28 protein-coding genes are annotated in these 25,518 nt (G+C 59.6%); 14 read left to right on the top strand and 14 right to left on the bottom strand.

Annotated elements, in window-relative coordinates; all coding sequences use genetic code 11:
- Nucleotides 1–10: 10 nt before the first annotated feature.
- From flgJ to ACWIKB_RS11690, 6 genes are all read right to left on the bottom strand, one after another.
- A complete protein-coding gene (gene flgJ / locus ACWIKB_RS11715) occupies nt 11–1,318 on the bottom strand; it encodes a flagellar assembly peptidoglycan hydrolase FlgJ (RefSeq protein ID WP_475267368.1) in 1,308 nt (435 codons plus the stop codon).
- Nucleotides 1,319–1,332: 14 nt separating this feature from the next.
- Nucleotides 1,333–2,403, bottom strand: coding sequence for a flagellar basal body P-ring protein FlgI (locus ACWIKB_RS11710; protein WP_475267366.1), 1,071 nt, complete (start codon nt 2,401–2,403; stop codon nt 1,333–1,335).
- 45 nt (nt 2,404–2,448) lie between these two features.
- Nucleotides 2,449–3,144 carry a flagellar basal body L-ring protein FlgH gene (gene flgH / locus ACWIKB_RS11705; RefSeq protein ID WP_475266925.1) on the bottom strand — a complete coding sequence of 232 codons (696 nt, stop codon included), beginning with the start codon at nt 3,142–3,144 and terminating at the stop codon, nt 2,449–2,451.
- 52 nt (nt 3,145–3,196) lie between these two features.
- Entirely contained in the window at nt 3,197–3,982 is a 786-nt protein-coding gene (flgG, locus tag ACWIKB_RS11700; protein ID WP_475266923.1) for a flagellar basal-body rod protein FlgG, read from the bottom strand.
- A 46-nt stretch (nt 3,983–4,028) separates the two neighbouring features.
- Complete coding sequence (locus ACWIKB_RS11695) at nt 4,029–4,769, bottom strand: flagellar basal body rod protein FlgF (protein WP_475266922.1); 741 nt, start codon at nt 4,767–4,769, stop codon at nt 4,029–4,031.
- A 310-nt stretch (nt 4,770–5,079) separates the two neighbouring features.
- Nucleotides 5,080–6,639, bottom strand: coding sequence for a sigma-54-dependent transcriptional regulator (locus tag ACWIKB_RS11690; RefSeq protein ID WP_403018046.1), 1,560 nt, complete (start codon nt 6,637–6,639; stop codon nt 5,080–5,082).
- Nucleotides 6,640–7,046: 407 nt separating this feature from the next.
- On the opposite strand from ACWIKB_RS11690, the gene phhA reads away from it, so the two are divergent.
- The 6 genes from phhA to ACWIKB_RS11660 all read left to right on the top strand — a co-directional run bounded on the left by phhA (nt 7,047) and on the right by ACWIKB_RS11660 (nt 11,531).
- On the top strand, nt 7,047–7,838 hold the full coding sequence (gene phhA / locus ACWIKB_RS11685) for a phenylalanine 4-monooxygenase (protein ID WP_054049250.1): 792 nt from the start codon (nt 7,047–7,049) through the stop codon (nt 7,836–7,838).
- Between the two features lie 70 nt (nt 7,839–7,908).
- Entirely contained in the window at nt 7,909–8,265 is a 357-nt protein-coding gene (locus tag ACWIKB_RS11680; RefSeq protein WP_123509107.1) for a 4a-hydroxytetrahydrobiopterin dehydratase, read from the top strand.
- A complete protein-coding gene (locus tag ACWIKB_RS11675; protein WP_475266919.1) occupies nt 8,265–9,458 on the top strand; it encodes an amino acid aminotransferase in 1,194 nt (397 codons plus the stop codon). Before ACWIKB_RS11680 ends, ACWIKB_RS11675 begins: the two co-directional genes overlap by 1 nt.
- A gap of 378 nt (nt 9,459–9,836) precedes the next feature.
- Nucleotides 9,837–9,968: a hypothetical protein gene (locus ACWIKB_RS11670; protein WP_256207532.1), complete on the top strand. Its 132-nt coding sequence runs from the start codon at nt 9,837–9,839 to the stop codon at nt 9,966–9,968.
- Nucleotides 9,969–10,044: 76 nt separating this feature from the next.
- The gene (locus ACWIKB_RS11665; protein WP_123409247.1) at nt 10,045–10,227 is read left to right on the top strand and encodes a hypothetical protein; all 183 of its coding nucleotides are present in this window, start codon (nt 10,045–10,047) and stop codon (nt 10,225–10,227) included.
- 104 nt (nt 10,228–10,331) lie between these two features.
- Nucleotides 10,332–11,531, top strand: coding sequence for an MFS transporter (locus tag ACWIKB_RS11660; RefSeq protein ID WP_475266918.1), 1,200 nt, complete (start codon nt 10,332–10,334; stop codon nt 11,529–11,531).
- Here ACWIKB_RS11660 and arfB read toward each other — a convergent pair.
- Entirely contained in the window at nt 11,528–11,941 is a 414-nt protein-coding gene (gene arfB / locus ACWIKB_RS11655; RefSeq protein ID WP_010461917.1) for an alternative ribosome rescue aminoacyl-tRNA hydrolase ArfB, read from the bottom strand. The two genes, ACWIKB_RS11660 and arfB, sit on opposite strands and share 4 nt — an antisense overlap.
- 373 nt (nt 11,942–12,314) lie before the next feature.
- On the opposite strand from arfB, the gene ACWIKB_RS11650 reads away from it, so the two are divergent.
- Nucleotides 12,315–13,157, top strand: coding sequence for an alpha/beta fold hydrolase (locus ACWIKB_RS11650; protein ID WP_475266917.1), 843 nt, complete (start codon nt 12,315–12,317; stop codon nt 13,155–13,157).
- Nucleotides 13,158–13,386: 229 nt separating this feature from the next.
- Here the strand turns inward: ACWIKB_RS11650 and ACWIKB_RS11645 are convergent, their stop codons facing one another.
- On the bottom strand, nt 13,387–14,808 hold the full coding sequence (locus ACWIKB_RS11645) for an amino acid permease (RefSeq protein WP_475266916.1): 1,422 nt from the start codon (nt 14,806–14,808) through the stop codon (nt 13,387–13,389).
- Nucleotides 14,809–15,737: 929 nt separating this feature from the next.
- Between ACWIKB_RS11645 and ACWIKB_RS11640 the strand changes: the two genes are divergently transcribed.
- Both ACWIKB_RS11640 and ACWIKB_RS11635 read left to right on the top strand, forming a co-directional pair.
- Nucleotides 15,738–15,872 (top strand): hypothetical protein, encoded by a 135-nt coding sequence (locus tag ACWIKB_RS11640; protein ID WP_054049237.1) that lies wholly within the window; start codon nt 15,738–15,740, stop codon nt 15,870–15,872.
- A 68-nt stretch (nt 15,873–15,940) separates the two neighbouring features.
- A complete protein-coding gene (locus ACWIKB_RS11635) occupies nt 15,941–16,906 on the top strand; it encodes a M29 family metallopeptidase (RefSeq protein ID WP_475266915.1) in 966 nt (321 codons plus the stop codon).
- A gap of 218 nt (nt 16,907–17,124) precedes the next feature.
- Here ACWIKB_RS11635 and rluB read toward each other — a convergent pair whose 3' ends face one another.
- The 6 genes from rluB to ACWIKB_RS11605 all read right to left on the bottom strand — a co-directional run bounded on the left by rluB (nt 17,125) and on the right by ACWIKB_RS11605 (nt 22,406).
- Complete coding sequence (rluB, locus tag ACWIKB_RS11630; protein WP_403018037.1) at nt 17,125–18,417, bottom strand: 23S rRNA pseudouridine(2605) synthase RluB; 1,293 nt, start codon at nt 18,415–18,417, stop codon at nt 17,125–17,127.
- Nucleotides 18,418–18,573: 156 nt separating this feature from the next.
- A complete protein-coding gene (locus ACWIKB_RS11625) occupies nt 18,574–18,765 on the bottom strand; it encodes a DUF1289 domain-containing protein (RefSeq protein ID WP_475266914.1) in 192 nt (63 codons plus the stop codon).
- A gap of 281 nt (nt 18,766–19,046) precedes the next feature.
- The gene (gene scpB, locus ACWIKB_RS11620; protein ID WP_475266913.1) at nt 19,047–20,069 is read right to left on the bottom strand and encodes an SMC-Scp complex subunit ScpB; all 1,023 of its coding nucleotides are present in this window, start codon (nt 20,067–20,069) and stop codon (nt 19,047–19,049) included.
- An 11-nt stretch (nt 20,070–20,080) separates the two neighbouring features.
- Nucleotides 20,081–20,779: a segregation and condensation protein A gene (locus ACWIKB_RS11615; protein WP_475267364.1), complete on the bottom strand. Its 699-nt coding sequence runs from the start codon at nt 20,777–20,779 to the stop codon at nt 20,081–20,083.
- Between the two features lie 120 nt (nt 20,780–20,899).
- On the bottom strand, nt 20,900–21,529 hold the full coding sequence (locus tag ACWIKB_RS11610) for an L-threonylcarbamoyladenylate synthase (protein WP_054049612.1): 630 nt from the start codon (nt 21,527–21,529) through the stop codon (nt 20,900–20,902).
- A gap of 13 nt (nt 21,530–21,542) precedes the next feature.
- Nucleotides 21,543–22,406: a PHP domain-containing protein gene (locus ACWIKB_RS11605; protein ID WP_054049224.1), complete on the bottom strand. Its 864-nt coding sequence runs from the start codon at nt 22,404–22,406 to the stop codon at nt 21,543–21,545.
- Between the two features lie 87 nt (nt 22,407–22,493).
- Between ACWIKB_RS11605 and ACWIKB_RS11600 the strand changes: the two genes are divergently transcribed.
- The 5 genes from ACWIKB_RS11600 to ACWIKB_RS11580 all read left to right on the top strand — a co-directional run bounded on the left by ACWIKB_RS11600 (nt 22,494) and on the right by ACWIKB_RS11580 (nt 25,324).
- Nucleotides 22,494–23,090 (top strand): septation protein A, encoded by a 597-nt coding sequence (locus ACWIKB_RS11600; protein WP_403018033.1) that lies wholly within the window; start codon nt 22,494–22,496, stop codon nt 23,088–23,090.
- Nucleotide 23,091: 1 nt separating this feature from the next.
- A complete protein-coding gene (locus ACWIKB_RS11595; protein WP_475266912.1) occupies nt 23,092–23,391 on the top strand; it encodes a YciI family protein in 300 nt (99 codons plus the stop codon).
- A 110-nt stretch (nt 23,392–23,501) separates the two neighbouring features.
- Entirely contained in the window at nt 23,502–23,915 is a 414-nt protein-coding gene (locus tag ACWIKB_RS11590) for an SH3 domain-containing protein (RefSeq protein WP_475266911.1), read from the top strand.
- 7 nt (nt 23,916–23,922) lie between these two features.
- Nucleotides 23,923–24,600, top strand: a complete 678-nt coding sequence (locus ACWIKB_RS11585; RefSeq protein ID WP_123509090.1) for a response regulator transcription factor — start codon at nt 23,923–23,925, stop codon at nt 24,598–24,600.
- Nucleotides 24,601–24,874: 274 nt separating this feature from the next.
- Nucleotides 24,875–25,324 (top strand): Spy/CpxP family protein refolding chaperone, encoded by a 450-nt coding sequence (locus ACWIKB_RS11580; protein WP_123509089.1) that lies wholly within the window; start codon nt 24,875–24,877, stop codon nt 25,322–25,324.
- The last annotated feature ends 194 nt before the right edge of the window (nt 25,325–25,518 follow it).

Here is a 25,518-nt window from a genome sequence, read left to right as displayed (position 1 = left end):
TGCCTTGTGCCTATAAAGGCGTGGTGGAAGCGCCCGCCGCAGCGTAGTTTTGGTAACTCGTCATCTGCTTGGCTATCTGCGAAATCTTGTTTGCGTAGTTCGGGTCGGTTGCATAACCGGCCTTTTGCAACTCGCGTACAAACTGTTCTGGGTTATCGGCCGACTTCACCACATCTTGATAGCGATTGTTGGTTTGCAGCAAAGTCACAAGGTCATGGAAGCTGTCCTTGTACGAGGCATAGGAACGGAACTCGGCCGTCTCCTTGACCATCGCGCCATCCCTGAATTCGCTGGTGATTGCCCGCGCCGAATCGCCCGCCCAACTGCTGCCGGCCTTGATGCCGAACAGGTTGTGGCTGCTGCTGCCATCCTGGGCGCGCATGACCGATTTACCCCAACCGGTTTCCAGGGCGGCCTGAGCCACCAGATAACGCGGATCGACACCGATGCGAGCGGCGGCTTCTTTGGCCATCGGCAGCATGGTGTTGACGAATTCGTCGGCGGAACTGAAAGCTTTCTTCGCCGGTGCTAGAGGAATCTGCGCCATCGCGCGACCGTAAATCTGCATCTGCCCGCTCGACGCCGATGCCGTTGCCGACGGTAGCCAATCGCCGTTGTACAGCGGGCCGGCGCCGGTCGCCGTGGCGGTGGCGCGCTCAGGCAACACATTCTTGAGGGTCGGCGCGGCAGTCGTGGTGCTGGTCGCGGTGGATGGCACCAGGCCGGCGAGCAAGCGGTCCGCCAGTTTCGGCGGCAAAGCCAGGCGCCGCTGATTGAGCAGCGCCACATCATTGCTGTGAGCAGCCGTCGCCGTCGGCGACTTGACCCCGCGCGAGGCCCACAAAGGACGCTCGCCGTTGAGGCGCGACAGCGGACCGTTAGTGGCGACCGTACCGGCAGCCACCGGCGTCGTGACTGCCGCAGCCTTGGCTTTCGCCGCTTCCTGCTTGGCCGCCGAATTCGCCGCTGCTTCACCCGGCGCCAGCGGTTTGTTCTTCGACATCTGGCGCATCAGCACGTCCGCCAGACCGATACCACCGCCCTCGCGAGACATGGAAACGGCCATCTGCTGATCAGACATTTCCTGGTACTGCTTGGCGGCCGGTGTATTGAGCGGATTGTCCTTGCCCAACGCTTCGGTGGCCGAGCGCATGGACTTGAGCATTTCACCGAGGAACAGCGATTCGAATTCCTGCGCAACCTTGCGCATGTTCGCGTCGCTGTTCTTGTCGCCGACCTTGAGCTGATTCAGACGATTGAGGTCCGAGTAAGAACCCGAATCGCCAGTACCGACCAAGCTGCCTTTGCGCATATCCACCATGGTCGCCGTCCTCAGATCACGATCAGGTCGGCTTGCAACGCGCCGGCCTGTTTCAGTGCTTCAAGGATGGCCATCAAGTCACCCGGCGCCGCGCCGACCTGGTTCACCGCACGAACGATTTCGTCGAGGGTGGTGCCCGGGCCGAACTTGAACATTGGCTTGGCTTCCTGCTGGGCGTTGACCCGCGAGCGCGGTACGACAGCCGTCTGCCCGTTGGACAGAGGGCCGGGCTGGCTGACAATCGGGTCTTCGGTAATGGTCACGGTCAGGCTGCCGTGGGTCACGGCGGCCGGGGAAACTTTTACGTTCTGGCCGATCACGATGGTGCCGGTTCGGGAGTTGATGATGACTTTCGCCACCGCCTGACCCGGATCGACTTCGAGGTTTTCGAGGATCGACAAATAGTCGACCCGCTGACTCGGGTCCAGTGGCGCGGTGACGCGGATCGAACCGCCATCAATAGCCTGTGCGACGCCAGGGCCGAGCATGTCGTTGATCTTGTCGACCACGCGCTTGGCGGTGGTGAAGTCCGAACGATTGAGGTTCAGGGTCAGGCTGTTGCCCTGATTGAAGCCGCTCGGCACCGAACGTTCAACCGACGCACCACCGGGGATACGACCGGCCGACGGAACGTTGACGGTGATCTTCGAACCGTCGCGACCTTCAGCATCGAAACCACCGACCACCAGGTTGCCCTGGGCGATGGCGTAGACGTTGCCGTCGATACCTTTAAGCGGCGTCAACAGCAAGGTGCCGCCACGCAGGCTCTTGGAGTTACCGATGGAGGAAACCGTGATATCCACCAACTGACCCGGCTTGGCAAACGCCGGCAGATCAGCACTGATCGACACTGCCGCGACGTTCTTCAACTGCACGTTGCCCGAACCTGGCGGCACCTTGATGCCGAACTGCGAGAGCATGTTGTTGAAGGTCTGCAGGGTGAACGGGGTCTGCGTCGTCTGGTCACCGGTGCCGTTAAGCCCGACCACCAGGCCGTAACCGATCAATTGGTTGGTCCGCACGCCGGAAATACTGGCGATGTCTTTCAGTCGCTCGGCTTGAGCGCCAAAGGCTGCGGACATCAGGCATGCGGCCACCAACAGGTGTTTAAGATTCAACGTAGCCACCTAGAAAGGGAACAGCGGGCTGAGGAAGAAACGGTCGAACCAGCCTGGCTGACTCGCATCGGCAAACGCACCGGTGCCCGAATAGGTGATACGTGCATCGGCGACGCGGGTCGACGACACGGTGTTATCGGTAGCGATGTCATCGGCGCGCACCAGACCGGCAATCCGCACCAGTTCATCGCCCGAGTTGAGGGTCATCCACTTCTCGCCACGCACGGCGATGATGCCGTTGGGCAAGACGTCGGCGACGGTCACGGTGATCGAACCGGTCAGGCTGTTGCTCTGGCCGGACTTGCTGGCGCCGTTGGTGGCACGGTCGCCGCTGTAGCCGACGTCCAGGCTCAGGTCACCACTGCCCACCGGGTTGTTGGTGTTCAAGCCACCACCAAACAGCGAGGTCAGGCCAATGCCGGTCTTGCTGGTCTTGTCGATCTGCGAGTTGGCACCTTTGCTGGCCTGGGTCTTCTCGTTCAGGGTGATGGTGATGATGTCACCGACCCGGAACGCCTTGCGGTCGCTGTACAGGTTCTGTTCGAAACCGGCCTGGTAGATCGAGCCATTATTGGCGGCAGCCGGCAGCGGCGTGCGCGGCAACACCGGGGCGTAATAAGGGTCATTGGGCTTGGGCGTCGGCGCGACGCAGCCCGCGAGCGCGACCACCCCACTCAGTGCCAGAACAGATACAAAGCGATTCATGACCCTACCTCACGGTGTTGCTGGCGACCTCATGGTCGCCCCATAGACTTGATTACAGATTCTGCGTTACGAACGAGAGCATCTGGTCGGCGGTGGAGATCACCTTGGAGTTCATCTCGTAAGCGCGCTGAGTGGTGATCATGTTGACCATCTCTTCAACGGTGCTGACGTTGGAGCCTTCCAGGGTGTTCTGCAGCGTGGTACCAAAACCGTTCAGGCCCGGGGTGCCGACTTGCGGCGCGCCACTGGCAGCGGTTTCCAGGAACAGGTTGTTACCTACCGCTTGCAGGCCGGCCGGGTTGATGAAGTCGGCGGTCTGCAGGTTGCCGATCACCTGGGAGGCGGCGTTGCCGGGAACAGTGATGGACACCGTGCCGTCAGTACCGACCGTGAAGGTCTGGGCGTTGTTCGGAATGACAATCGCCGGCTCCAGGGCGAAACCGCTGGAGTTCACGATCTGGCCGTTGGAGTCGAGGTGGAAGGTACCGTCACGGGTGTAGGACGTGGTGCCATCCGGTTGCAGAATCTGGAAGAAACCGCGACCGTCGACCGCCAGGTCCAACGGCTGCTCGGTGGTTTGCAGGCTGCCGGCGGAAAAGTTTTTCTGGGTGCCAACGATGCGCACACCGGTACCCAATTGCAGACCGGACGGCAGTTCGCTGTCCTGGGTCGACTGGGCGCCAGGCTGGCGTTTGATCTGGTACAGCAAGTCCTGGAACTCGGCGCGATCACGTTTGAAACCCGTGGTCGATACGTTCGCCAGGTTGTTGGAAATGGTGGTCAGGTTGGTGTCCTGGGCGGACAGACCTGTTTTGGCAACCCATAGAGCCGGAAGCATTTCGATTCTCCTCGTGCGCCTGTTTTACGGCGCGACGTTCTGGTAATTAGCTGATCTGCAAGACCCGAGCCATGGCCTGGTCATCGTCTTTGGCGGTGTTCATCATCTTGATGTGCAGCTCGAATTGCTTCGACAAAGCCAGCACCGAGGTCATTTCTTCCACGGCGTTGACGTTGCTCGACTCCAGGAACCCGGACACCAGTTTGACGCCCGCATCGGCTTGCGCCGGCTTGCCGTCTTTGGTGTGGATCGAACCATCCAGGCCTTTGGTCATGTTCTTCAGGTCAGGGTTGACCAGTTTGATGCGGTCGATTTCGGCCATCACTCGCGGGCCTTCACCCATCGAACGAATGCTGATGGTGCCGTCCTCGCCCACTTCGATTTTCTGCTCGGGCGGCACGGCAATCGGCCCGCCATTGCCCATCACCGGCATACCGTTGCCGGCGCGCAACACGCCCAGGGCGTCAATGTTCAGGCTGCCGGTGCGCACGTAGCTTTCGCTGCCGTCGGGACTCTGCACCGCGATCCAGCCGTTGCCGGTCACTGCCACGTCGAGGTCACGACCGGTCTCCACCATCGAACCCGCGGAGAAGTCGGTGGCCGGACGCTCGGTCATGGCATAGGCACGCGCCGGAAAGCTGTCACCAAACACCGGCATCGAACGGGCCTGTTCCAGGTCCTTTTGAAAACCGTTGGTGGAGATGTTCGCCAGGTTGTTCGCATGAGCCTTCTGCGCCAGTGCATTCTGGCTGGCGCCGGTCATTGCCACATAAAGGTACTTGTCCACACTCAATCCTCTGCATGCCGGACGTTTGCCGCCCACCGCTGTACTGATGAGCCTTAAGCAATTTGCAGACCAACTTTTTTCTGGCGGCACGGGGCCCGGTAAACAAAGGACTTGAGGGGTTTAGAGGGGATTAGGGGATTGTGTCAAAGTCGAAAAACCGGCGGTGTTATGCCGGAAAGTGGCAAAGATTGATCTGTAGGTTGCCAGGACGACCGCCTTCGCGAGCAAGCCCGCTCCCACAGGGAGATGCGGTCACCTGTGGGAGCGGGCTTGCTCGCGAAGGGGCCCTGACAGCCCCAGCCACCATTGGCTATGACTCAGTCTTGCCGACGTCATACTCGCGCAACTTGTTGGCAATGGTCGTATGCGAAACCCCCAACCGCTTGCCCAACTGCCGGCTGCTCGGATGCTCGGAATACAAGCGCTCCAGGACCGCTTTCTCGAAACGCCCGACAATCGCATCCAGCCCGCCTTCCAGCGAGAAATCGCCAAGCGGCTGACGCACGCCATAATCCGGCAATCGAATATGCTCAGCCTTGACCGTCCCGCCTTCACACAACGAAACCGCCTGGAACAACACGTTCTCCAACTGCCGCACATTACCCGGCCAATGGTAATGACTGAGCCGTTCCATGGCTGCCGGCGCCAGTTTCGGCAGAGGGCAACCGATCTGCCGACTGGCCTGGTCGAGGAAGTGCTCCACCAGCGGCGTCAAACCGTCGAGGCATTCGCGCAGCGGCGGGATGTGCAACGACAGCACGTTCAAGCGGTGATACAAATCCTGGCGAAACTCACCGCGCGCGCACAACTCGGACAGGTCCACCTGGGTCGCGCAGATCACCCGCACGTCCAGGTAAACCTCTTCATCACTGCCTACGCGGCGGAAGCAGCCATCCTGCAGAAAGCGCAGTAATTTCACCTGCAAGCGCGGGCTCATTTCCCCTACGCCATCAAGAAACAACGTGCCGCCGGCCGTCAGTTCCAGCAGCCCGAGCTTGCCTTCGGCTCGCGCCCCTTCGAAGGCGCCGGGGCCATAACCGAACAACTCGGTCTCGGCCATGGATTCCGGCAGACCGGCGCAGTTAAGCGCCATCAACGGCGACTGGCCGCGCGGGCTGGCCAGGTGACAAGCCCGCGCCAACAGCTCTTTGCCGGTGCCGGTTTCGCCTTCTATCAATAGCGGCGCATCCAGCGGCGCCATGCGCCGGGCTTCGCGCACCACGGCGGCCATGACTTTCGAACTCTGGAAGATGCTGTCAAAACCGCGCAGCTCTTGTTTGCGCACGTTGTAGATGCGCTCGCCGACCCGGTCCGCTCGGTGCAACGTCAACACCGCGCCGGCCATGGCTTCGCTGTCGTCATGCTCCGATTGCAGTGGGGCGATGTCGGCGAGAAACACGTCACCCTTGACCTTCACCCGCAGCCCGTTGATCCGCGACTTGTTGGCGCGCACCAGTTCCGGCAAATCGAAATCCTCGGCGTAACGGGACAAGGGAATCCCCGGCACCTCGTCCACCCGCACCCCGAGCAACTGCGCCGCCGCACGGTTGGCCGCGACGATGGAGCCGCCCATGTCGATCGACAGCACCGGAAACTCCAGGGCACCGAGCAAGGCGTTGAGCTCCATATGCCGACGCTCGCTGGGCATCAGCCCTACCCGCTTGACGCCGAAGACCCCGCCAATCGCCTCGAACTTCGGACGCAACGCCTGGAACTGAATGTTGATCAGGTTCGGGCAGTGCAGGTAGATCGCGTTGCCATGCTCACCGCCGACCTCGCCGCGCGCGACGTTGATCCCGTATTCCACCAACAGGTTGAGGATGTCACGCAGGATGCCGATGCGGTTTTGGCAGTGGACTTTGATACGCATATAAAAGGCCTGAAAAAGCGGTGAGTGAATTGAATGCCAAACACATAACCCTGTGGGAGCGGGCTTGCTCGCGAAGGCGTCGTGTCAGCCAATGATGATGTCGACTGACACTCCCTCTTCGCGAGCAAGCCCGCTCCCACAAGGGGGATTGCGGTGTCCTCGGGGGTATTTTTCTGCAAGGACACTCAGATAGTCGTCACGATTATGTGACAGCCGGAGCGCTTTTCAAACCCGGAAAACTCAATACCTGCGCCACAACCGTCAATCCGTAACGAAAACTTTACGAAAATCGCTGATTTTTCCTACACACGACCCAAACCACCTGCTGCATCACGGCACGCCTTGGGGTATCTCTAGGTCCATAGCTGTACATAACAAGAACGACTTCCCCCTAGCAGGAGAGCAGCATGAAGCAGACGCAATACGTGGCTCGCGAGCCCGATGCGCAAGGTTTTATCGACTACCCCGCCGAAGAACACGCGGTGTGGAACACGCTGATCACTCGCCAACTGAAAGTGATCGAAGGCCGTGCGTGCCAGGAGTACCTGGACGGTATCGAAAAACTCGGTCTGCCCCACGACCGCATTCCGCAACTGGGCGAGATCAACAAAGTCCTCGGTGAAACCACCGGCTGGCAAGTTGCCAGGGTTCCGGCGCTGATCCCCTTCCAGACCTTTTTCGAATTGCTCGCCAACAAGCAGTTTCCGGTGGCGACGTTTATCCGTACCCGCGAAGAGCTGGATTACCTGCAAGAACCGGACATTTTCCACGAGATCTTTGGTCACTGCCCGCTGCTGACCAACCCGTGGTTTGCTGAATTTACCCACACCTACGGCAAACTCGGCCTACAGGCCACCAAGGAAGAACGCGTGTACCTGGCGCGCCTGTACTGGATGACCATCGAGTTCGGCATGGTCGATACGCCAGAGGGTCTGCGCATCTACGGCGGCGGCATTCTGTCCTCGCCTAAAGAAACCGTTTACTGCATGTCGGACGAGCCGGAGCATCAAGCCTTCGATCCGCTGGAATGCATGCGCACGCCGTATCGCATCGACATCCTGCAGCCGCTGTACTTTGTGCTGCCCAACCTCAAGCGCCTGTTCGACGTGGCCCATGAAGACATCATGGCCATGGTCAAGCAAGGCATGCAGTTGGGCTTGCACGCACCGAAATTTCCGCCAAAGCCCAAAGCGGCCTGAGTGCACCCGCAGTCGCGGTCAGCGCTGAAAAATAGTAACGTCTAACAAGAATCGAATCGGGAAACAGACCATGTCCACTTTGAACCAAGCCCACTGCGAAGCCTGCCAAGCCGGCGCCCCTCAGGTCAGCGACGAAGAACTGCCAGTACTGATCAAGCAGATCCCTGACTGGAACATCGAAGTCCGCGACAGCGTGATGCAGCTGGAAAAAGTTTTCCTGTTCAAGAATTTCAAGCACGCCCTGGCCTTCACCAACGCTGTCGGTGAAATCTCCGAGGCCGAAGGTCACCACCCGGGCCTGCTGACCGAGTGGGGCAAAGTCACCGTGACCTGGTGGAGCCACTCCATCAAGGGCCTGCACCGCAACGACTTCATCATGGCCGCACGCACTGACGACGTAGCCAAGGACGCCGAGGGCCGCAAATAATGCATTTCGACGCCATCGGCCGAGTACCCGGCGACCCGATTCTCGGCCTGATGGAGGCCTATGCGCAGGACCCCAACCCGCGCAAATTCGACCTTGGCGTGGGTGTCTACAAAGACGCCCAGGGCCTGACATCGATTCCTCAAGCGGTGAAACTTGCCGAGGCGCGACTGGTGGATCGTCAGACCACCAAGACCTACATCGGTGGTCATGGCGATCCGGCGTTCGGCAAAGTCATGAACGAGCTGGTGCTCGGTGCCGATTCGGCGCTGATCGCCGAGCAACGGGCCGGCGTCACCCAGACCCCGGGCGGCACCGGTGCATTGCGTTTGAGCGCAGACTTCATCGCGCAGATGCTGCCGGGCCGTGGCGTGTGGCTGAGCAACCCGACGTGGCCGATTCACGAAACGATTTTCGCCACGGCTGGGGTCAAAGTCAGTCACTACCCGTACGTGGGCAGCGACAACCGTCTCGACGTCGAAGCAATGCTCGCGGTACTCAACGAAGCCCCCAAGGGCGACGTGGTGTTGCTGCACGCCTGCTGCCACAACCCGACCGGTTTCGACCTGTCCCATGACGATTGGCGCCGGGTGCTCGACGTGGTCCGCCGCCGCGAGCTGCTGCCGCTGATCGACTTCGCCTACCAAGGCTTCGGCGATGGCCTGGAACAGGACGCCTGGTCCACCCGATTGTTCGTCGACGCGTTGCCGGAAGTGCTGATCACCAGTTCCTGTTCGAAAAACTTCGGCCTGTACCGCGACCGCACCGGTGCGCTGATTGTTTGCGCGAAAACCGCCGAGAAGTTGGTGGATATCCGCAGTCAACTGGCCAACATCGCTCGCAACCTGTGGTCGACACCGCCGGATCACGGCGCGGCGGTAGTGGCGACCATCCTCGGCGACCCGGAGCTGAAAAGCCTGTGGGCCGACGAAGTGGAAGCCATGCGTTTGCGCATCGCCCAACTGCGCAGCGGTCTGGTCGAAGCCCTTGAGCCTCACGGCTTGCGTGAGCGTTTTGCGCACATCGGCGTGCAACGCGGGATGTTCTCCTACACCGGGCTGACGGCGGACCAGGTTAAACAGCTGCGTGATCATCACAGCGTTTACATGGTCAATTCCGGTCGGGCCAACGTGGCGGGGATTGATGCGACGCGTTTGGCGCTGCTGGCCGAGGCGATTGCTGAAGTCTGCAAGTAACCTCGAGCCATTACACATCCCTATGTGGGAGCGGGCTTGCTCGCGAAAGCGGAGTGTCAGTTGACATCAACATTGACTGACACACCGCATTCGCGAGCAAGCCCGCTCCCACATTGATCGTTCCCAGGCTCTGCGTGGGAATGCAGTCCGGGACGCTCCGCGTCCCTACCAAAGCGGACGCAGAGCGTCCATTGAGGCATTCCCACGCAGAGCGTGGGAACGATCACGTCTCTCCTATTGACCTGTCTAGACAACTCCATCCGTCGAAACAAATGGATATAAAAGTCTGCTTGTCATATCTCCTGCTGTATCCTGCCCAAGCTTTTTAAAAGCGCGGATCTACCAGATCTATCAACAGACTTTGCGAGGAGCGCGAACATGCACGAGATCCCTAATCTCCCCTTCCCAAGCCTGCACGAAACTGAGCAGACAACCCCGCAACAAGCCAGTGCCCAACAGCCTGAGCCGAAAGAAGCCACTGACAGTCGAAAGGCTGACAGCGAAGACTGAAACACCTGCAATGCCAGACCGTGTGGAAAGCGCTAACATGCGCTTTCCACACCGCCTGAACCCCGAGCACCCCGCCATGACCGACGAATTTAGCGAAACGCAAGCCAGCGTCCTGATCGGCACCGCCGAGAAGATGATCGAGATCTGGAATCGCCTCTCCCCCGAAAAACAAGCCGCTCTGCTCGCCCGTTTCGGTAGCGAAGAAAACGCCCTGGCCGCGCTAGTCACCACGCAACTGGTCGCCCCCGCCAAATCCTGATTCATCCCCGCCCGGCAAATAGTTTTACTTTTCCACGACCGCCCGCCCCTCGCGCCGCTATCATAAGCAGCCTATCTATCCTGCTGCCCCGTGGACCTTTACCCATGTCAGAAAACCAGCGCCCCCTGGCGGTCACGCTGCAAGTCGTTTCCATCGTCCTGTTCACCTTCATCGGCTACCTCAACATCGGCATCCCCCTGGCCGTATTGCCGGGCTACGTCCACAGCGACCTGGGTTTCGGCGCGGTCATCGCCGGGCTGGTAATCAGCGTGCAATACCTGGCCACCCTGCTCAGCCGGCCTTACGCCGGGCGCATCATCGACAACAAGGGCAGCAAACTGGCGGTGATGTACGGCCTCGCCGGTTGCGGTTTGAGTGGTGTGTTCATGCTGATTTCGGCCTGGACCCAAAGCCTGCCGATGCTCAGCCTGATCAGCCTGTTGATCGGCCGGCTGGTGCTGGGTAGCGCGGAAAGCCTCGTGGGCTCGGGTTCGATCGGTTGGGGCATCGGCCGGGTCGGCGCGGCGAACACCGCCAAAGTGATTTCCTGGAACGGCATCGCCAGCTACGGCGCCATCGCTATTGGAGCGCCGCTGGGCGTATTGCTGGTCAACCAAATGGGCTTGTGGAGCATGGGCGTAAGTATTGTGCTGCTGGCGGTGTTGGGCCTGGCGCTAGCGTGGCCGAAAACCGCCGCGCCGATTGTGGTCGGGGAACGCCTGCCCTTCATGCATGTGCTGGGCCGGGTGCTACCGCATGGCTGCGGCCTGGCGCTGGGTTCCATCGGTTTCGGCACCATTGCCACCTTCATTACCCTGTATTACGCCACGCAGCATTGGTCGAACGCGGTGCTCTGCCTGAGCCTGTTCGGCGCCAGCTTCATTGGTGCGCGGCTGTTGTTCGGCAACCTGATAAACCGCCTTGGCGGGTTTCGCGTGGCGATTGCCTGCCTGTCGGTGGAAACCCTGGGGCTGTTGCTGCTGTGGCTGGCGCCGGATGCCCACTGGGCACTGGCCGGTGCGGCGCTGAGCGGTTTCGGCTTCTCACTGGTGTTTCCGGCGCTGGGCGTGGAAGCGGTCAACCTGGTGCCGGCCTCCAGTCGCGGCGCGGCGGTTGGGGCCTATTCGTTGTTTATCGATTTGTCGCTGGGGATTACCGGGCCACTGGCCGGTGCGATTGCGGCGGGATTCGGCTTTGCGTCGATCTTCCTGTTTGCCGCCCTCGCCGCGCTGAGCGGTCTGGCGCTGAGCGTTTATCTGTACCGGCAAGCACCGAAGTATCGCGAAGAAAGAGAGCCCCGCTAGAAGTCGATCTTACCGCGCCCGGCCTTGATGCTGCCGCGCTTGGTCTTCGATTCCAGCCGACGCTTCTTCGAACCGAGGGTCGGCTTGGTCGGGCGGCGCTTCTTTTCGACTTTGGTGGCGCTGAGGATCAACTCGACCAGTCGTTCCAGCGCATCCGCGCGATTGGCTTCCTGCGTGCGGTATTGCTGGGCCTTGATAATCAATACGCCGTCGCTGGTGATGCGACTGTCGCGCAGCGCCAGCAGCCGTTCCTTGTAGAACTCAGGCAAGGATGAGGCCGGAATATCGAAGCGCAGGTGCATCGCGCTGGAGACCTTGTTGACGTTCTGCCCTCCCGCGCCCTGGGCACGAATGGCGGTCAATTCGATCTCGGCATCCGGCAGATGCACGTTGTTGGATATCACCAGCATGGAAAAAAGCGTCCGTATTCAGAGTCGCCAGAATACCCTGTAGGAGCGAGGCTTGCCCGCGAAGGCGGAGGGTCAGACAACATCAATGCTGAATGTGCCGGCCTCTTCGCGGGCAAGCCACGCTCCCACAGGGGTTGGGTGGTGTTCGCGGGTAGTGTGTTCAACACAAATCCACTGTGGGAGCGGGCTAGCTCGCGAAAGGGGTGGGTCAGTCGACATCAATGTTGAATGTGCCGGCCTTTTCGCGGGTAAGTCACGCTCCCACAGGGTTTTGCATAAGCCCCGCGCTCCGTAGTTCCTGGCCTTCTGACGGTTGAGTTCTACGCTAAAGAATCCGGATCACGCCGATCAGGCCTTTTTAACGGAGAGACCTATGCCTCGTCGCTTGCTTGCTGCTTTCTGCCTGCTGCTGTCATTCAATGCGGCTCACGCCGTCGAACGATGGGAAACGCTGCCGGCCACTCCTGCCCCGATCACCAGCGCCAAAACCGGTCACGCCGACGTCAACGGCATCAAGCTCTATTACTCAATCACCGGCCATGGCTCTCCCGTCGTACTGCTTCACGGTGGCCTGGCCAACTCCGATTACTGGGGCAACCAGGTCAAGGCTCTCTCCGCGAAGCACACGGTCATCACCCTCGACAGCCGTGGCCATGGTCGCAGTTCGCGAGATGCGCGACCTTTCGGCTATGACTTGATGGCGGACGACGTCATCGCGGTGCTCGACAAGCTGAAGATCGAACGTGCCGACTTCGTGGGATGGAGTGACGGCGCGATTCTCGGGCTGGACCTGGCCATGCGCTATCCGCAGCGTGTCGGCAAAGTGTTCGCCTTCGCCGCCAACACCCAAACCTCTGGGGTCAAGGAAGGTGTCGAGAAAAACCCGACCTTCGCCGCCTACATCGAACGCGCCGGCAAGGAATACGCGAAGCTGTCGCCCACCCCAAAAGAGTACGACGCGTTCGTCGAGCAAATCAGCCACATGTGGGCGAGCCAACCGAACTGGACCAGCGAAGACCTGGCGAAAATCAAAAGCCCGGTACTGATCGTCGATGGCGACCATGACGAGGCGATCAAACGGGAACACACCGAATACATGGCATCGGCCATCCCCGGTGCCGGCCTGCTGATCCTGCCAAATGTCAGCCATTTCGCGTTTATCCAGGACCCGGCGTTTTTCAATGCGTCGGTGCAGAGCTTCCTGGATGAAAAGTAATCACTGACATCACAGCGCCTACAGGGGTTGGGTGGTGTTCGCGGGTAGTGTGTTCAACACAAATCCAGTGTGGGAGCGGGCTTGCTCGCGAAGAGGGAGTGTCCGACGACATCATCATCGACTGACACGACGCCTTCGCGAGCAAGCCCGCTCCCACAGGGAGTTTTGTGTAAATCCTGAAATAACAAACCCGGCACATGGCCGGGTTTGTTGTTGCTGCGCTCTGCGCTTACTTCACGCTTGAGCTTGCAGTCTGCAGCGCGTGTTGCGCACTGCGCTTGTTCTTGATGCCATAGCAAACCCACATGAATGCGACCCACACCGGGATCGCATACACCGAGATCTGGATCCCCGGAATCAGCAGCATCACGCACAGGATGAACGCCACGAACGCCAGGCAGATGTAGTTCCCGTACGGGTACCACAGGGCCTTGAACAGCGGCGTTTGTTTGGTCTTGTTCATGTGCTGCCGGAATTTGAAGTGCGAGAAGCTGATCATCGCCCAGTTGATCACCAGGGTGGCCACCACCAGCGACATCAACAGTTCCAGCGCGTTTTGCGGGATCAGGTAGTTCAGCAGCACGGCAATCAGTGTCACCGCCGCCGACGCCAGGATCGAACGCACCGGCACGCCGCGCTTGTCGATCTTCGCCAAAGCCTTCGGCGCATCGCCCTGTTCGGCCATGCCCAGCAGCATACGGCTGTTGCAGTAAGTGCCGCTGTTGTACACCGACAACGCCGCCGTCAGGACCACGAAGTTGAGGATGTGCGCAGCGGTGCTGCTGCCGAGCATCGAGAACACTTGCACGAACGGGCTACCGCTGTAGGAATCACCGGACGCGTTGAGGGTCGCCAGCAGGCTGTCCCATGGCGTCAGCGACAGCAGGATAACCAGTGCGCCGATGTAGAAAATCAGGATCCGGTAGATCACCTGGTTGATGGCTTTCGGGATCACGGTTTTCGGCTTGTCGGCTTCGGCCGCAGTGAAACCGAGCATTTCCAGGCCGCCGAAGGAGAACATGATGATCGCCATGGCCATCACCAGTCCGCTCACACCGTTCGGGAAGAAGCCGCCGTGGGACCACAGATTGCTCACCGACGCTTGCGGGCCGCCGTTACCGCTGACCAGCAAGTAACTGCCCAGGGCAATCATGCCGACGATCGCCACGACCTTGATGATCGCGAACCAGAACTCGGCCTCGCCAAAGACTTTGACGTTGGCCAGGTTGATCAGGTTGATCAGCACGAAGAAACCGGCCGCCGAGACCCAGGTCGGGATGTCCGGTGCCCAATAGTGGATGTATTTGCCGACCGCGGTCAGCTCCGACATGCCCACCAGGATGTACAGGATCCAGCAGTTCCAGCCCGACAGGAAACCGGCGAAACCGCCCCAGTATTTGTGCGCGAAGTGGCTGAAAGAACCGGCGACCGGCTCTTCGACGATCATTTCGCCGAGCTGGCGCATGATCATGAAGGCAATGAAGCCGCAGATGGCATAGCCGAGGATCATCGACGGGCCGGCGGATTTCAGAACGCCCGCCGAGCCGAGGAACAGCCCGGTACCGATCGCGCCACCGAGGGCGATCAATTGAATATGGCGATTTTTCAGGCCGCGTTTCAGCTCGCCTGAATGCGAGTTTTGTCCACTCATGAAAAGGGTCTCACGCAAGGTTTGATGATGTTCAGTAGACGTTGCTGCTCGGTTGCAATTTCAAGCAGCGCCGATCAAACCCCAGCGCAAGCACCAGGAGTTCAGCGTATTAACAACGGTCATGCGTCACCTGTTTGTTTTTATCTGTGACGAAATCGAACCCGACACGCTTGTGGCGCGGCGGAGTGAACAAGACGGGTAGCCTTGAAATTTGCGCTGATGCGCAGGAGGTCACAGTTAAAACGCGGCGCATTGTACACCGCTAACCCCCTGCTGCCAGACACCGCTGAATCAGCGCGTCGGTTGCCGGGATTGCCTGTGTCCGCTTCGGGGGTGCCGGGCGGCTGCAAAAAAGAAGTCAGACCTTTGCAGGTCATCGACGCAGGCGAGTAAAAAACCTGCCCACGGGGAGAGATGGAGATGAGTCACGGCGTTCATTGCGCCTCCTTCTTGTTATGCACCTGCACGACAGGCATGGGCGCATCTCACCCTTCATACGCTACTGAAACAAGCGCGCCAGAGCCTTGCGGAATCGTTGCGGCATGGGCATGCGGAAGATTTTCCTTACAGCCCTGACAGGGAGCTTATTCCAAGGGCATTGAGCGCGTAATTCGTAAAATATGCGTTACACACCGTAACGAAATTTTGCCAAATCAGATCTCTCCGTAGGCCGACTGCAAATTGACGTTAGGAAGCTTCCTAAGGAAAAGGCCGAGTTAGTTTTTTGTTTTTTATTAAGAAGTTCGCCTGCCGAAAATGGAATAAATAGTTCAAATAAATCTTATTTAATTATTTTTTTGCGTTTTAAAACCCTGTGAACTAGGTTTTCAGCGACTTGCCGAGCCGCATCGACCGGCAAGTTGGCGAGTTATTCATTGATTGAAAAACACGTCGCTGTTCTTACTCAAAAGTCATCTAGGAGATTCACTATGCAACTGGACAAAGACTTGGAAACTGAACTGCAACTGGACGATTGGTTTGAAGCACCGACCCATGAAGCCGCCGTTGAAATGATGCAAGCCGACGCGGTTGTTCCGTTCGGCACGGCGATGTGGCCTCTGTAAGCCATCCCGGCAGGTACGATCCGGCCGGTCGTGCCTGCCACATTTCTCGGTTTGTCAGGGAGGACTACATGGATAAGCAACGCGCTATCTCGCATTTCCTTTACTACCTCGAACATCACCCAGCCCTCGTCGGTATCAACCCGGCGAAGGTCCTGCTCGGCCACACCGCTGATTATGAGGCACTGACCGGCGCCATCGCCGAACAGGCCGGCAACAGCTCACAGTTCACTTTCAGCGCCATGCGCCTGGACCTCGAACCCACGGATTTGCTGGCCCGGGCAATTACCGACAGCGATCTGTATATTTTCTTCTACGACTCTTCCACCCTGCCCAACCCACGTCCCGACGGCCCGGAGTTTGTCCGCGCGCTGCAAGGGGTGATGGCGGAGAACTGGAAGAAGTCGTTGCTGTTCAAGGATTACGGCGATTACTTTTACGACACGTTCAGTGTCACCCCGCAACGCATTGCCGGGTTGAACAGCCACTTGATCCAGCGCATGTCCCACGCAACAACACTCAGTTTCAAAGATGACCATGGCTCATGGTTTGAAACACCGCTGAGCAGTATCAAGAAGTGGACTGACATTAACGGTGTCGGCAACTTTGATCTGGCGCCCGGAGAAATTGCGACCCACAGCGAGGAGATCAATGGCCGGGTGAAGTTCATGGGAACGTTCCTCAGCACCATTCCTTTCGCCCGTAAGTACGGGGTGCTGGAGTCGCCGCTGGAGTTGTGGATCGAGAACTCGACCATCAGCAAAATCGCTACGGACGTGCCGGGGCTTGAGCATGACTTCAACAAATACCTGGATGCCAATCCATCGAACCGGCGGATCGAAGAGCTGGGTATCGGTACCAACGAAGGCGTTAAGGAACTCTATGCGCGCAACGCCGGCTTCGAGGAGCGCCATTGCGGCTTGCACCTGGGGTTGGGCGGCGGAGCCAAGGGCAGTCATCACCTGGATTTGATCTTCTCCAGTGGCGTGTTGGCGCTGGATGATGAGCCGTTGTTTGATGGGCGGTTTGTGTTTTAAACAACACCGCACCCTGTGGCGAGGGAGCTTGCTCCCGCTCGGCTGCGCAGCAGTCGCAAAACCAGCCGACACGATTTGAATGGTTTTGGGGCCGCTTCGCGCCCCAGCGGGAGCAAGCTCCCTCGCCACAGGTACATCCACACTCTGAAAACCGGTTTTGCCAGACCCCAAAAAAACGCCAACCCGAAGGTTGGCGTTTTTCGTGTGGCGCTTACCGATTACTCAGGCTTGCGACGACCAAAGCCTGGACGCTGGCCCGAACCGGCTGGCGCACCGCGGCGTTTGCCCGATGGCGTGTCCTTGTCGACCAGCACGATGCCTGGGCGTTTCTTCCCGACAGGCTTGGCCGGACGCTTGGTGTCGGCCGGACGGTCTGCCACTGGCGTACCGCGACTCGAATCACCACGAGCCTCGCCACGAGGAGCACCACGATCGCTACGACCACCGGACGGAGCACCACGGCCTTCGCCGCGCTCGGTGCGACCGTTGGCCGGACGCGGCGTGCGTGGACCGCGCTCGCCATCAGCGCGTGGCGCTGCTGGTTTGCGGGCTGGACGCTCGCCTTCGATTTGCGGCTCACGGGAGTCACGCGGCGTAGCAGCGGTCTGGTTACCGATGGCTGGACGCAACGAACGCACGCGCTCGGTCTTGCCCATCGGACGCGACGATTTACGCTGCATGCGATCGAGCTTGTCTTTGCTCTTGGCGTTCATCTGCGGCATGGCCACAGGCGTCAGGCCCACTTCAGCACTCAGAATGTCGACTTCGTACTGGCTCATTTCGCGCCAGCGACCCATCGGCAGGTCGGAGTTGAGGAACACCGGACCGAAACGCACGCGCTTCAGACGGCTGACCACCAGACCCTGGGATTCCCACAGACGACGAACTTCGCGGTTGCGACCTTCCATCACCACGCAGTGATACCAGTGGTTGAAACCCTCGCCACCCGGCGCCTGCTTGATATCGGTGAACTTGGCCGGGCCGTCTTCGAGGACGACGCCTGCTTTCAAGCGCTCGATCATTTCGTCATCAACTTCGCCACGTACACGTACCGCGTATTCACGGTCCATTTCGTAGGAAGGGTGCATCAGGCGGTTAGCCAATTCACCGTCGGTGGTGAACATCAGCAAACCGGTGGTGTTGATGTCCAGACGACCGATGTTGATCCAGCGACCTTCTTTTGGTTTCGGCATCTTGTCGAAAACGGTTGGACGGCCTTCCGGGTCGAGGCGGGTGCAGATTTCGCCGTCGGGCTTGTTGTACATGATCACGCGGCGTACCGACTCGGCGGCTTCTTCGCGCTTGATCACCTTGCCATCAATGGTGATGGCGTCGTGCATGTCGACGCGCTGCCCGAGGGTGGCGTCTTTGCCATTGACCTTGATGCGGCCGTGGCTGATCCAGGCTTCCACGTCACGGCGCGAGCCGACGCCGATACGGGCGAGGACTTTCTGCAGTTTTTCGCCTGCTGGGCCGATTTCCTGGTCGTCTTTCTGGTCGTTGATACTCATCTGGGCACCTCCCGGTGTGGTCTGTTCAGGAAGCTCTGAAGTGAGGTCCTGAAGCGATGTAAAAACTGGTACTTGGGCGAAGGGATCGCCGAAGGGTCGCGAATCATACGCTCATGCAAGCGTTCGCGCATCAGAGACTAGCTGATGAATGAAGACTTACTGGTGTTTCCGCCGACCGGTGGCACCCAGTTTGATCAATCGCAGCGCCGCTTCGGCCATCACTGTGCGCTTGTCGGTCTTGTCGAGTTTCTTCCAGGCCTTGATTTCACGCTTGCTGCGGCCACAGCCGAGGCAGATGTCGTCGGTGAATTTGCAGACGCTGATGCAGGGGTCTTTGGTTGAGCTCATCAATTACTCCTGTGAACGCGCTTCCTGTAGGAGCGAAGCTTGCTCGCGAAAGCGGTGTGTCTGACCCATCGATGCTGAATGGGCCGCCGTCTTCGCGAGCAAGCTTCGCTCCTACAGAGGGACGGAGGTGCACACGTTCTTTGAGAACATCACAAACCCCCTGTGGGAGCGGGCTTGCTCGCGAATGCGCAGTGTCAGGCGATATCTATGTTGAATGATAAGCCGCCTTCGCGAGCAAGCCCGCTCCCACAAGGGGATCTGCGTTGACCGCAGGTTTTGGGTCAGTCGTCGAATTCGCGGCGCTCGGCTTCGATCGCTTCGGCGAGGGCGCGGGCTTCGGCTTCTTCGTCGCTCAGCTCGGGTTCGGGTTCGGGTTTTTGCTGCTCAAGGGCGGCGACGGCGGCCAGGAGTTTTTCGCGCGCTTCGGCGACACCGAGAACATCGTCTTCCAGCTCTTCTTCCGGCTCTTCGTCGATTGTGGCTTCGGGCTCAGGATGAAGTTCAACTTCAATTTCCGGCGCAGGCTGAAGTTCAACTTCGATCTCCGGCTCGGGATGCTCCTGAACCTCTTCAGTCTCAGTCAACGCCCCATCGCGCAACAAATCGTCGAAGTCGGTCTTGATCCCCTCCTCCATGGTGTCCAGCTCCAGCAACAGCGTATGGAAACTGGTTTCTTCCTTGGGTTCTTCCGGCTCGGCGCTGGCGTCGGCCAGTTCCTGCAACCTGGCCGGGACCGGCGCATCGTCGAAATCGAGTACCGGGTCAGGCTCCATTTCCCGAAGTTCAGCCAGCGGCGGCAGGTCGTCGAGGTTCTTCAGGTTGAAGTGATCGAGAAACACCTTGGTGGTGGCGAACATCGCCGGTTTGCCTGGCACATCGCGGTAACCGACGATGCGAATCCACTCGCGTTCCAGCAACGTCTTGACGATATGGCTGTTAACCGCCACGCCCCGCACGTCTTCGATCTCGCCCCGGGTGATCGGCTGGCGATAGGCGATCAACGCCATGGTTTCGAGCATGGCGCGGGAATAACGCTGCGGGCGCTCTTCCCACAAGCGGCCGACCCACGGCGAAAACTTCTCACGGATCTGCAGGCGGTAGCCGGAGGCGACTTCTTTCAACTCAAAGGCGCGGCCATCGCAAGACTTGGCCAGAATCGTCAGGGCTTTTTTGAAGACCGGCGGCTCCGGCCGTTCGCCTTCTTCGAAGAGTTCGAACAAGCGTTCAAGCGATTGCGGTTTTCCCGAGGCCAACAGAAAGGCTTCAAGCAGTGGCGCCAGCTCGCGGGGTTCAGTCAGGTTCATGATTCAACTCGTTATTCGGCTCGGGCCCGCACATGGATCGGCGCGAACGCCTCATTCTGCACCAGCTCGACCAAGGATTCCTTGACCAGTTCGAGGATCGCCATGAAGGTCACCACCACGCCCAGCCGTCCTTCCTCTGCGGTGAACAGCTCGACAAAGGGCACGAAACCGCCGCCCTTGAGCCGTTCCAGCACATCACTCATGCGCTCGCGGGTGGACAATGCCTCACGGCTGACCTGGTGACTTTCGAACATGTCGCCACGGCGCAGGACCTCGGCCATGGACATCAGCAATTCTTCCAGGCTCACGTCCGGCAACAGCTTGCGCGCCCGGGCTTCCGGGGCGTCGAGCTTGGGCACCACCACGTCGCGGCCAACCCGACTCAGGCCATCGATGCCCTCGGCCGCAGCCTTGAAGCGTTCGTATTCCTGCAAGCGGCGAATCAGTTCGGCGCGCGGATCGTCTTCTTCCGCTTCGATGGTTTCCGCGCGCGGCAGCAGCATCCGCGACTTGATCTCGGCCAGCATCGCGGCCATCACCAAGTACTCGGCGGCCAGTTCCAGGCGCACCGACTGCATCAACTCGACATAGCCCATGTATTGCCGGGTGATTTCCGCCACCGGGATGTCGAGGATGTTGATGTTTTGTTTGCGGATCAGGTACAGCAGCAGGTCGAGGGGACCTTCGAACGCTTCGAGGAACACCTCCAGAGCGTCCGGAGGAATGTACAGGTCCAGCGGCATTTCCATGACCGCCTGGCCATAGACCATGGCGAAGGGCAGCTCTTGCTGGGCTCCGGCCTGACTGTCGACGGGTTCTACTGCAGACATCTACGCCTCGGCCATGAACGGCGTCGGATCACCGCAACCGACGCGGATCACTTCGGGTTCGCCATCGGCCAGGTTGATCACCGTGGACGCCTTGATCCCGCCGAAACCGCCGTCGATGATCAGGTCCACCTGATGCTCCAGCAACTGACGCATTTCGTGTGGATCGCTCAACGGATCGGTGTCGCCAGGCATGATCAGGGTCACGCTCATCAACGGCTCGCCGAGTTCTGCCAGCAGCGCCAGGGCAATCGGATGGCTCGGCACCCGCAGGCCGATGGTGCGCTTCTTGGCGTGCAGCAACAGGCGCGGCACTTCGCGGGTGGCGTTGAGGATAAACGTATAAGGCCCAGGTAAATGGGCCTTGAGGATACGGAAGGTGCCGGTGTCGATCTTGGCGAACAGCCCCAACTGCGACAGGTCACTGCAAATCAGTGCGAAGTTGTGTTTGTCGTCGAGCTGACGCAACCGGCGCACGCGCTCCACAGCGTTCTTGTCGCCGATCTGGCAACCAATGGCGTAGGACGAGTCTGTGGGATAAATCACCACCCCGCCTTTGCGGATGATCTCGACAGCCTGTTTGATCAGGCGCGCTTGCGGGTTTTCCGGATGAATCTGGAAAAATTGACTCACATTCTCTACCTGTTCAGACGGCGGCAATAATTGGGTCATGTTTGAATCGACACCATAACGGTGGCAGATCCTCCGGAACCGGGCGGTATTCACCGATTTCCGACCAGCCTCCAGGGCCATGAAAATCACTGCCGGCGCTGACCAGCAGACCGAATTCGCGAGCAAGAATGGCCAGGCTGCCGACCTGTTCGGCGGGCTGATGGCCATTGACCACTTCGATAGCGTGGCCCCCCGCTTGAATATAGTCGGCAATCAGGCGACGACGCTTGCTGCGAGTGAAATCGTAGTGCCAAGGATGCGCCAGGCTGACCCAGGCGCCGGCGGCACGCAGGGTGGCGACGGTGTCTTCCAGGGTCGGCCAGTGTTGCTTGACGTCCCCCAGCTTGCCGGCACCCAGCCATTTGCGGAACGCTTCGGCGCGATCCTTGACGAAACCTTCGCGCACCATCCAGTCGGCAAAATGCGGGCGGGCCGGCGCATTGCCGCTGTCGCCCAACGCCTGTTGCATCTCGCGGGCACCGTCCATCGCGCCTGGCATACCTTTGAGCGCCAGTTTGCGGCTTATTTCTTCGGACCGTAGCCAGCGGCCATCGTGCAATTTGGCGATTGCCTCGACCAACGGTACGGCATTGACGTCGAAACCGTAGCCCAGCACATGAATGGTCGCGCCGCCCCAGGTGCAGGACAATTCGACGCCGTTGACCAGTTGCATCCCCAACGCCGTCGCGGCGCTGCGGGCCTCATCGAGGCCTTCAAGGGTGTCGTGATCGGTCAAGGCCAGGACTCGCACGCCTTTCTCGAACGCACGCGCAACCAGTACCGCAGGCGCCAGGGCGCCATCGGAGGCCGTGCTATGGCAGTGCAAATCAACATTCACAGGGCTTTGTAACCTCAAATCAGCTGGCGCTATCGCGCGCCAATATGTTTGTTATTATGCCGACACATCCTGCTTCTGGCTGCCACTGTGAAACAATTCATCGACTTCATCCCGCTTCTGCTGTTTTTCATCGTCTTCAAAATCGATCCACGGGTCGTCGACATTGCCGGTCATGAGGTCACTGTAGGCGGTATTTACAGCGCCACCGCGATGTTGATCATCAGCTCCCTGGTGGTGTACGGCACGCTCTTCATCAAACAGCGCAAGCTGGAGAAAAGCCAATGGCTGACCCTCATCGCCTGCCTGGTCTTCGGTAGCCTGACCCTGGCGTTCCACAGTGAAACCTTCCTGAAATGGAAAGCCCCGGTGGTTAACTGGCTGTTCGCCCTCGCCTTCATTGGCAGCCACTTCATCGGCGACCAGTTGCTGATCAAGCGCATCATGGGCCACGCGCTGACCCTGCCGGATCAGGTCTGGACTCGCCTGAACATCGCCTGGATCGGTTTTTTCCTGTTCTGCGGCGCCGCCAACCTATTCGTCGCGTTCACCTTCCAGAACTACTGGGTCGACTTCAAAGTCTTCGGCAGTCTGGGCATGACGCTGCTGTTCCTGGTCGCGCAGGGCATCTACCTGTCCCGCCACCTGCATGACGCCGATACCACTACGCCAAAAACCGAGGACTGACATGCTTTATGCAATCGTTGCTACAGACGTCGCCAACTCCCTGGAAGCTCGCCTGGCCGCACGCCCGGCACACCTTGAGCGGCTGAACCAGCTCAAGAGCGAAGGTCGCATCGTATTGGCTGGCCCCAACCCTGCCGTCGACAGCAATGACCCGGGCGCCGCTGGTTTTACCGGCAGCCTGATCGTCGCCCAATTCGAATCTTTGGCTGCCGCACAGGCCTGGGCCGAGGCTGACCCGTTTGTCGCTGCAGGCGTCTACGCCAACGTTTCCGTGAAGCCGTTCAAGCAAGTCCTGCCGTAAATTTCCCCTACGCGATGAACCTTGTCGGTTCATCGCGCTCTCAATCGCTCATTATTCTCGTTTGCCTGCCGACAACTTGCCCAATAACTCGATTGGAATCAGGAGTCGTGATGCGCAAGGGTCCGTTGTGTCTGATGTTGGTGACGTTGTCGATCGTGGCTCCCGTACACGGTGAAGAGGCTGCCACTGGCAGCAATTCCACGCCGCTGTCCTTGAGCGCCGGCAGCCAGATCGCCGAGTTGCAGCAACGCTTGAAGGTCAGCGAGCAGCAACGAGAAGAGCTGAACAAACAACTGCAAAATGCCGATGCTGAACGTGAAAGCGCCCAGCTGGCCCGGTTGCGCCAGGAGAACCAGCGTCTGAAGCTGCAACTCAAGGAAGCCCTGGCCAACGGTCCGCTGCCGCGCTTGCTGACTGATCAGCAGCAATGGTTCGTCACCGGAGCCGGAGTAGCGCTATTGGCCCTGCTCTGCGGTATCTTTGCTAGTGGAGCAAGTCGAAAACGTCGGCAATGGCTAAATTGAGTGAGTCATGAGCGAGCTGTTATTAATTGATGATGACCAGGAGCTGTGCGAGCTCCTGAGCAGTTGGTTGAGCCAGGAAGGCTTTGTGGTCCGTGCCTGTCACGATGGCCAGAGTGCCCGCCGTGCGCTGGCCGAAACCTCCCCGGCCGCCGTGGTGCTGGACGTGATGCTGCCTGACGGCAGTGGCCTGGAACTGCTCAAGCAACTGCGCAGCGACCATCCGGACTTGCCCGTGCTGATGCTCTCGGCCCGGGGCGAACCGCTGGACCGCATCCTCGGCCTGGAACTCGGCGCCGACGATTATCTGGCCAAGCCCTGCGACCCACGGGAACTGACAGCCCGGCTGCGCGCTGTGTTGCGCCGCAGTCATCCGGCGGCGGTGTCCAGCCAGCTCGAACTCGGCGACCTGTGCTTCAGCCCGGTGCGCGGCGTGGTCAGCATCGATGAACAGGAGTTCACCCTCACCGTCTCCGAAAGCCGCCTGCTCGAAGCCCTCATCAAGCAACCCGGCGAACCCCTGGATAAACAGGAACTGGCGCAGATCGCCCTCGGTCGCAAGCTGACCCTGTACGACCGCAGCCTGGACATGCACGTCAGCAACCTGCGCAAAAAGATCGGCCCGCACCCCGACGGTCGTCCGCGCATCGTGGCGCTGCGTAGCCGCGGCTACTACTACAGCCTCTGATCGGGACCTGCCCAACGCAAAAAATCCCTGTAGGAGCTGCCGAAGGCTGCGATCTTTTGATCTTGTCTTTTAAAAGCAAAATCAAAAGATCGCAGCCTTCGGCAGTTCCTACGCAGACCGCGTTAAATCGGCCGGTGGCGAATTTGGTGGAATTGTCAGGTCGGTACAAAATTGTCTTTACCCAAGCTTTACGCTCCGCTGACCGCCGCTGACCTTGATCTCCGTAATCTGAACTCATCCGGAACGTACCGGGAACGAGACAAGGAGATTCACCATGCGCAAGACTCTTATCGCTCTGATGTTCGCCGCCGCCCTGCCGACCGTTGCCATGGCCATGCCTGAAGGTGCCGGCCCGATGGGTGGCCCGATGGACGGCCCGCGCCACGGCGGTCAGATGTACCACCACGGTAAAGGCGGCCCCTACAGCCAGCTGGACCTGAGCCGCGAACAGCGTGAGCAGATCCGCAAAATCATGGGCGAGCAGATGCATGATCGCAAACAACTGGTCGAGAAATACCTGGAGAAACTCTCCCCGGCTGACCAGAAAGCCATGAAAGACGAAATGGCCACCAAGCATCAGAAAGCCCAGGCCGATGTGCGCGCCGTGCTGAAACCGGATCAACAGAAGAAATTCGACGAGATCCAGAAAAAACAGGCCGAGCGCCGCGCCGAGTGGGCTGAGTTCAAGGCCTGGAAAGCGCAACAGCCGCAAAAAGCGCAATAATGCGTTAACCCCGGACCCAACGGCCATCACCGTTGGGTCTTTTGCCATTCTGTTCAATGTGGAAGCAAGCCAGCTTGCCAACCCCTGTAGGAGCGAGGCTTGCCCGCGAAAGCGATTTAACATTCAACATCTCTGTTGATCATGAAATCGCTTTCGCGGGCAAGCCTCGCTCCTACAAGAGGGGCTTCGCTCCC

The sequence above is a fragment of the Pseudomonas sp. 5Vm1k genome (assembly GCF_056161485.1).
The sequence above is the reverse complement of the archived record's forward strand: the minus strand, read 5'-3'. Positions and strand labels throughout refer to the sequence as shown.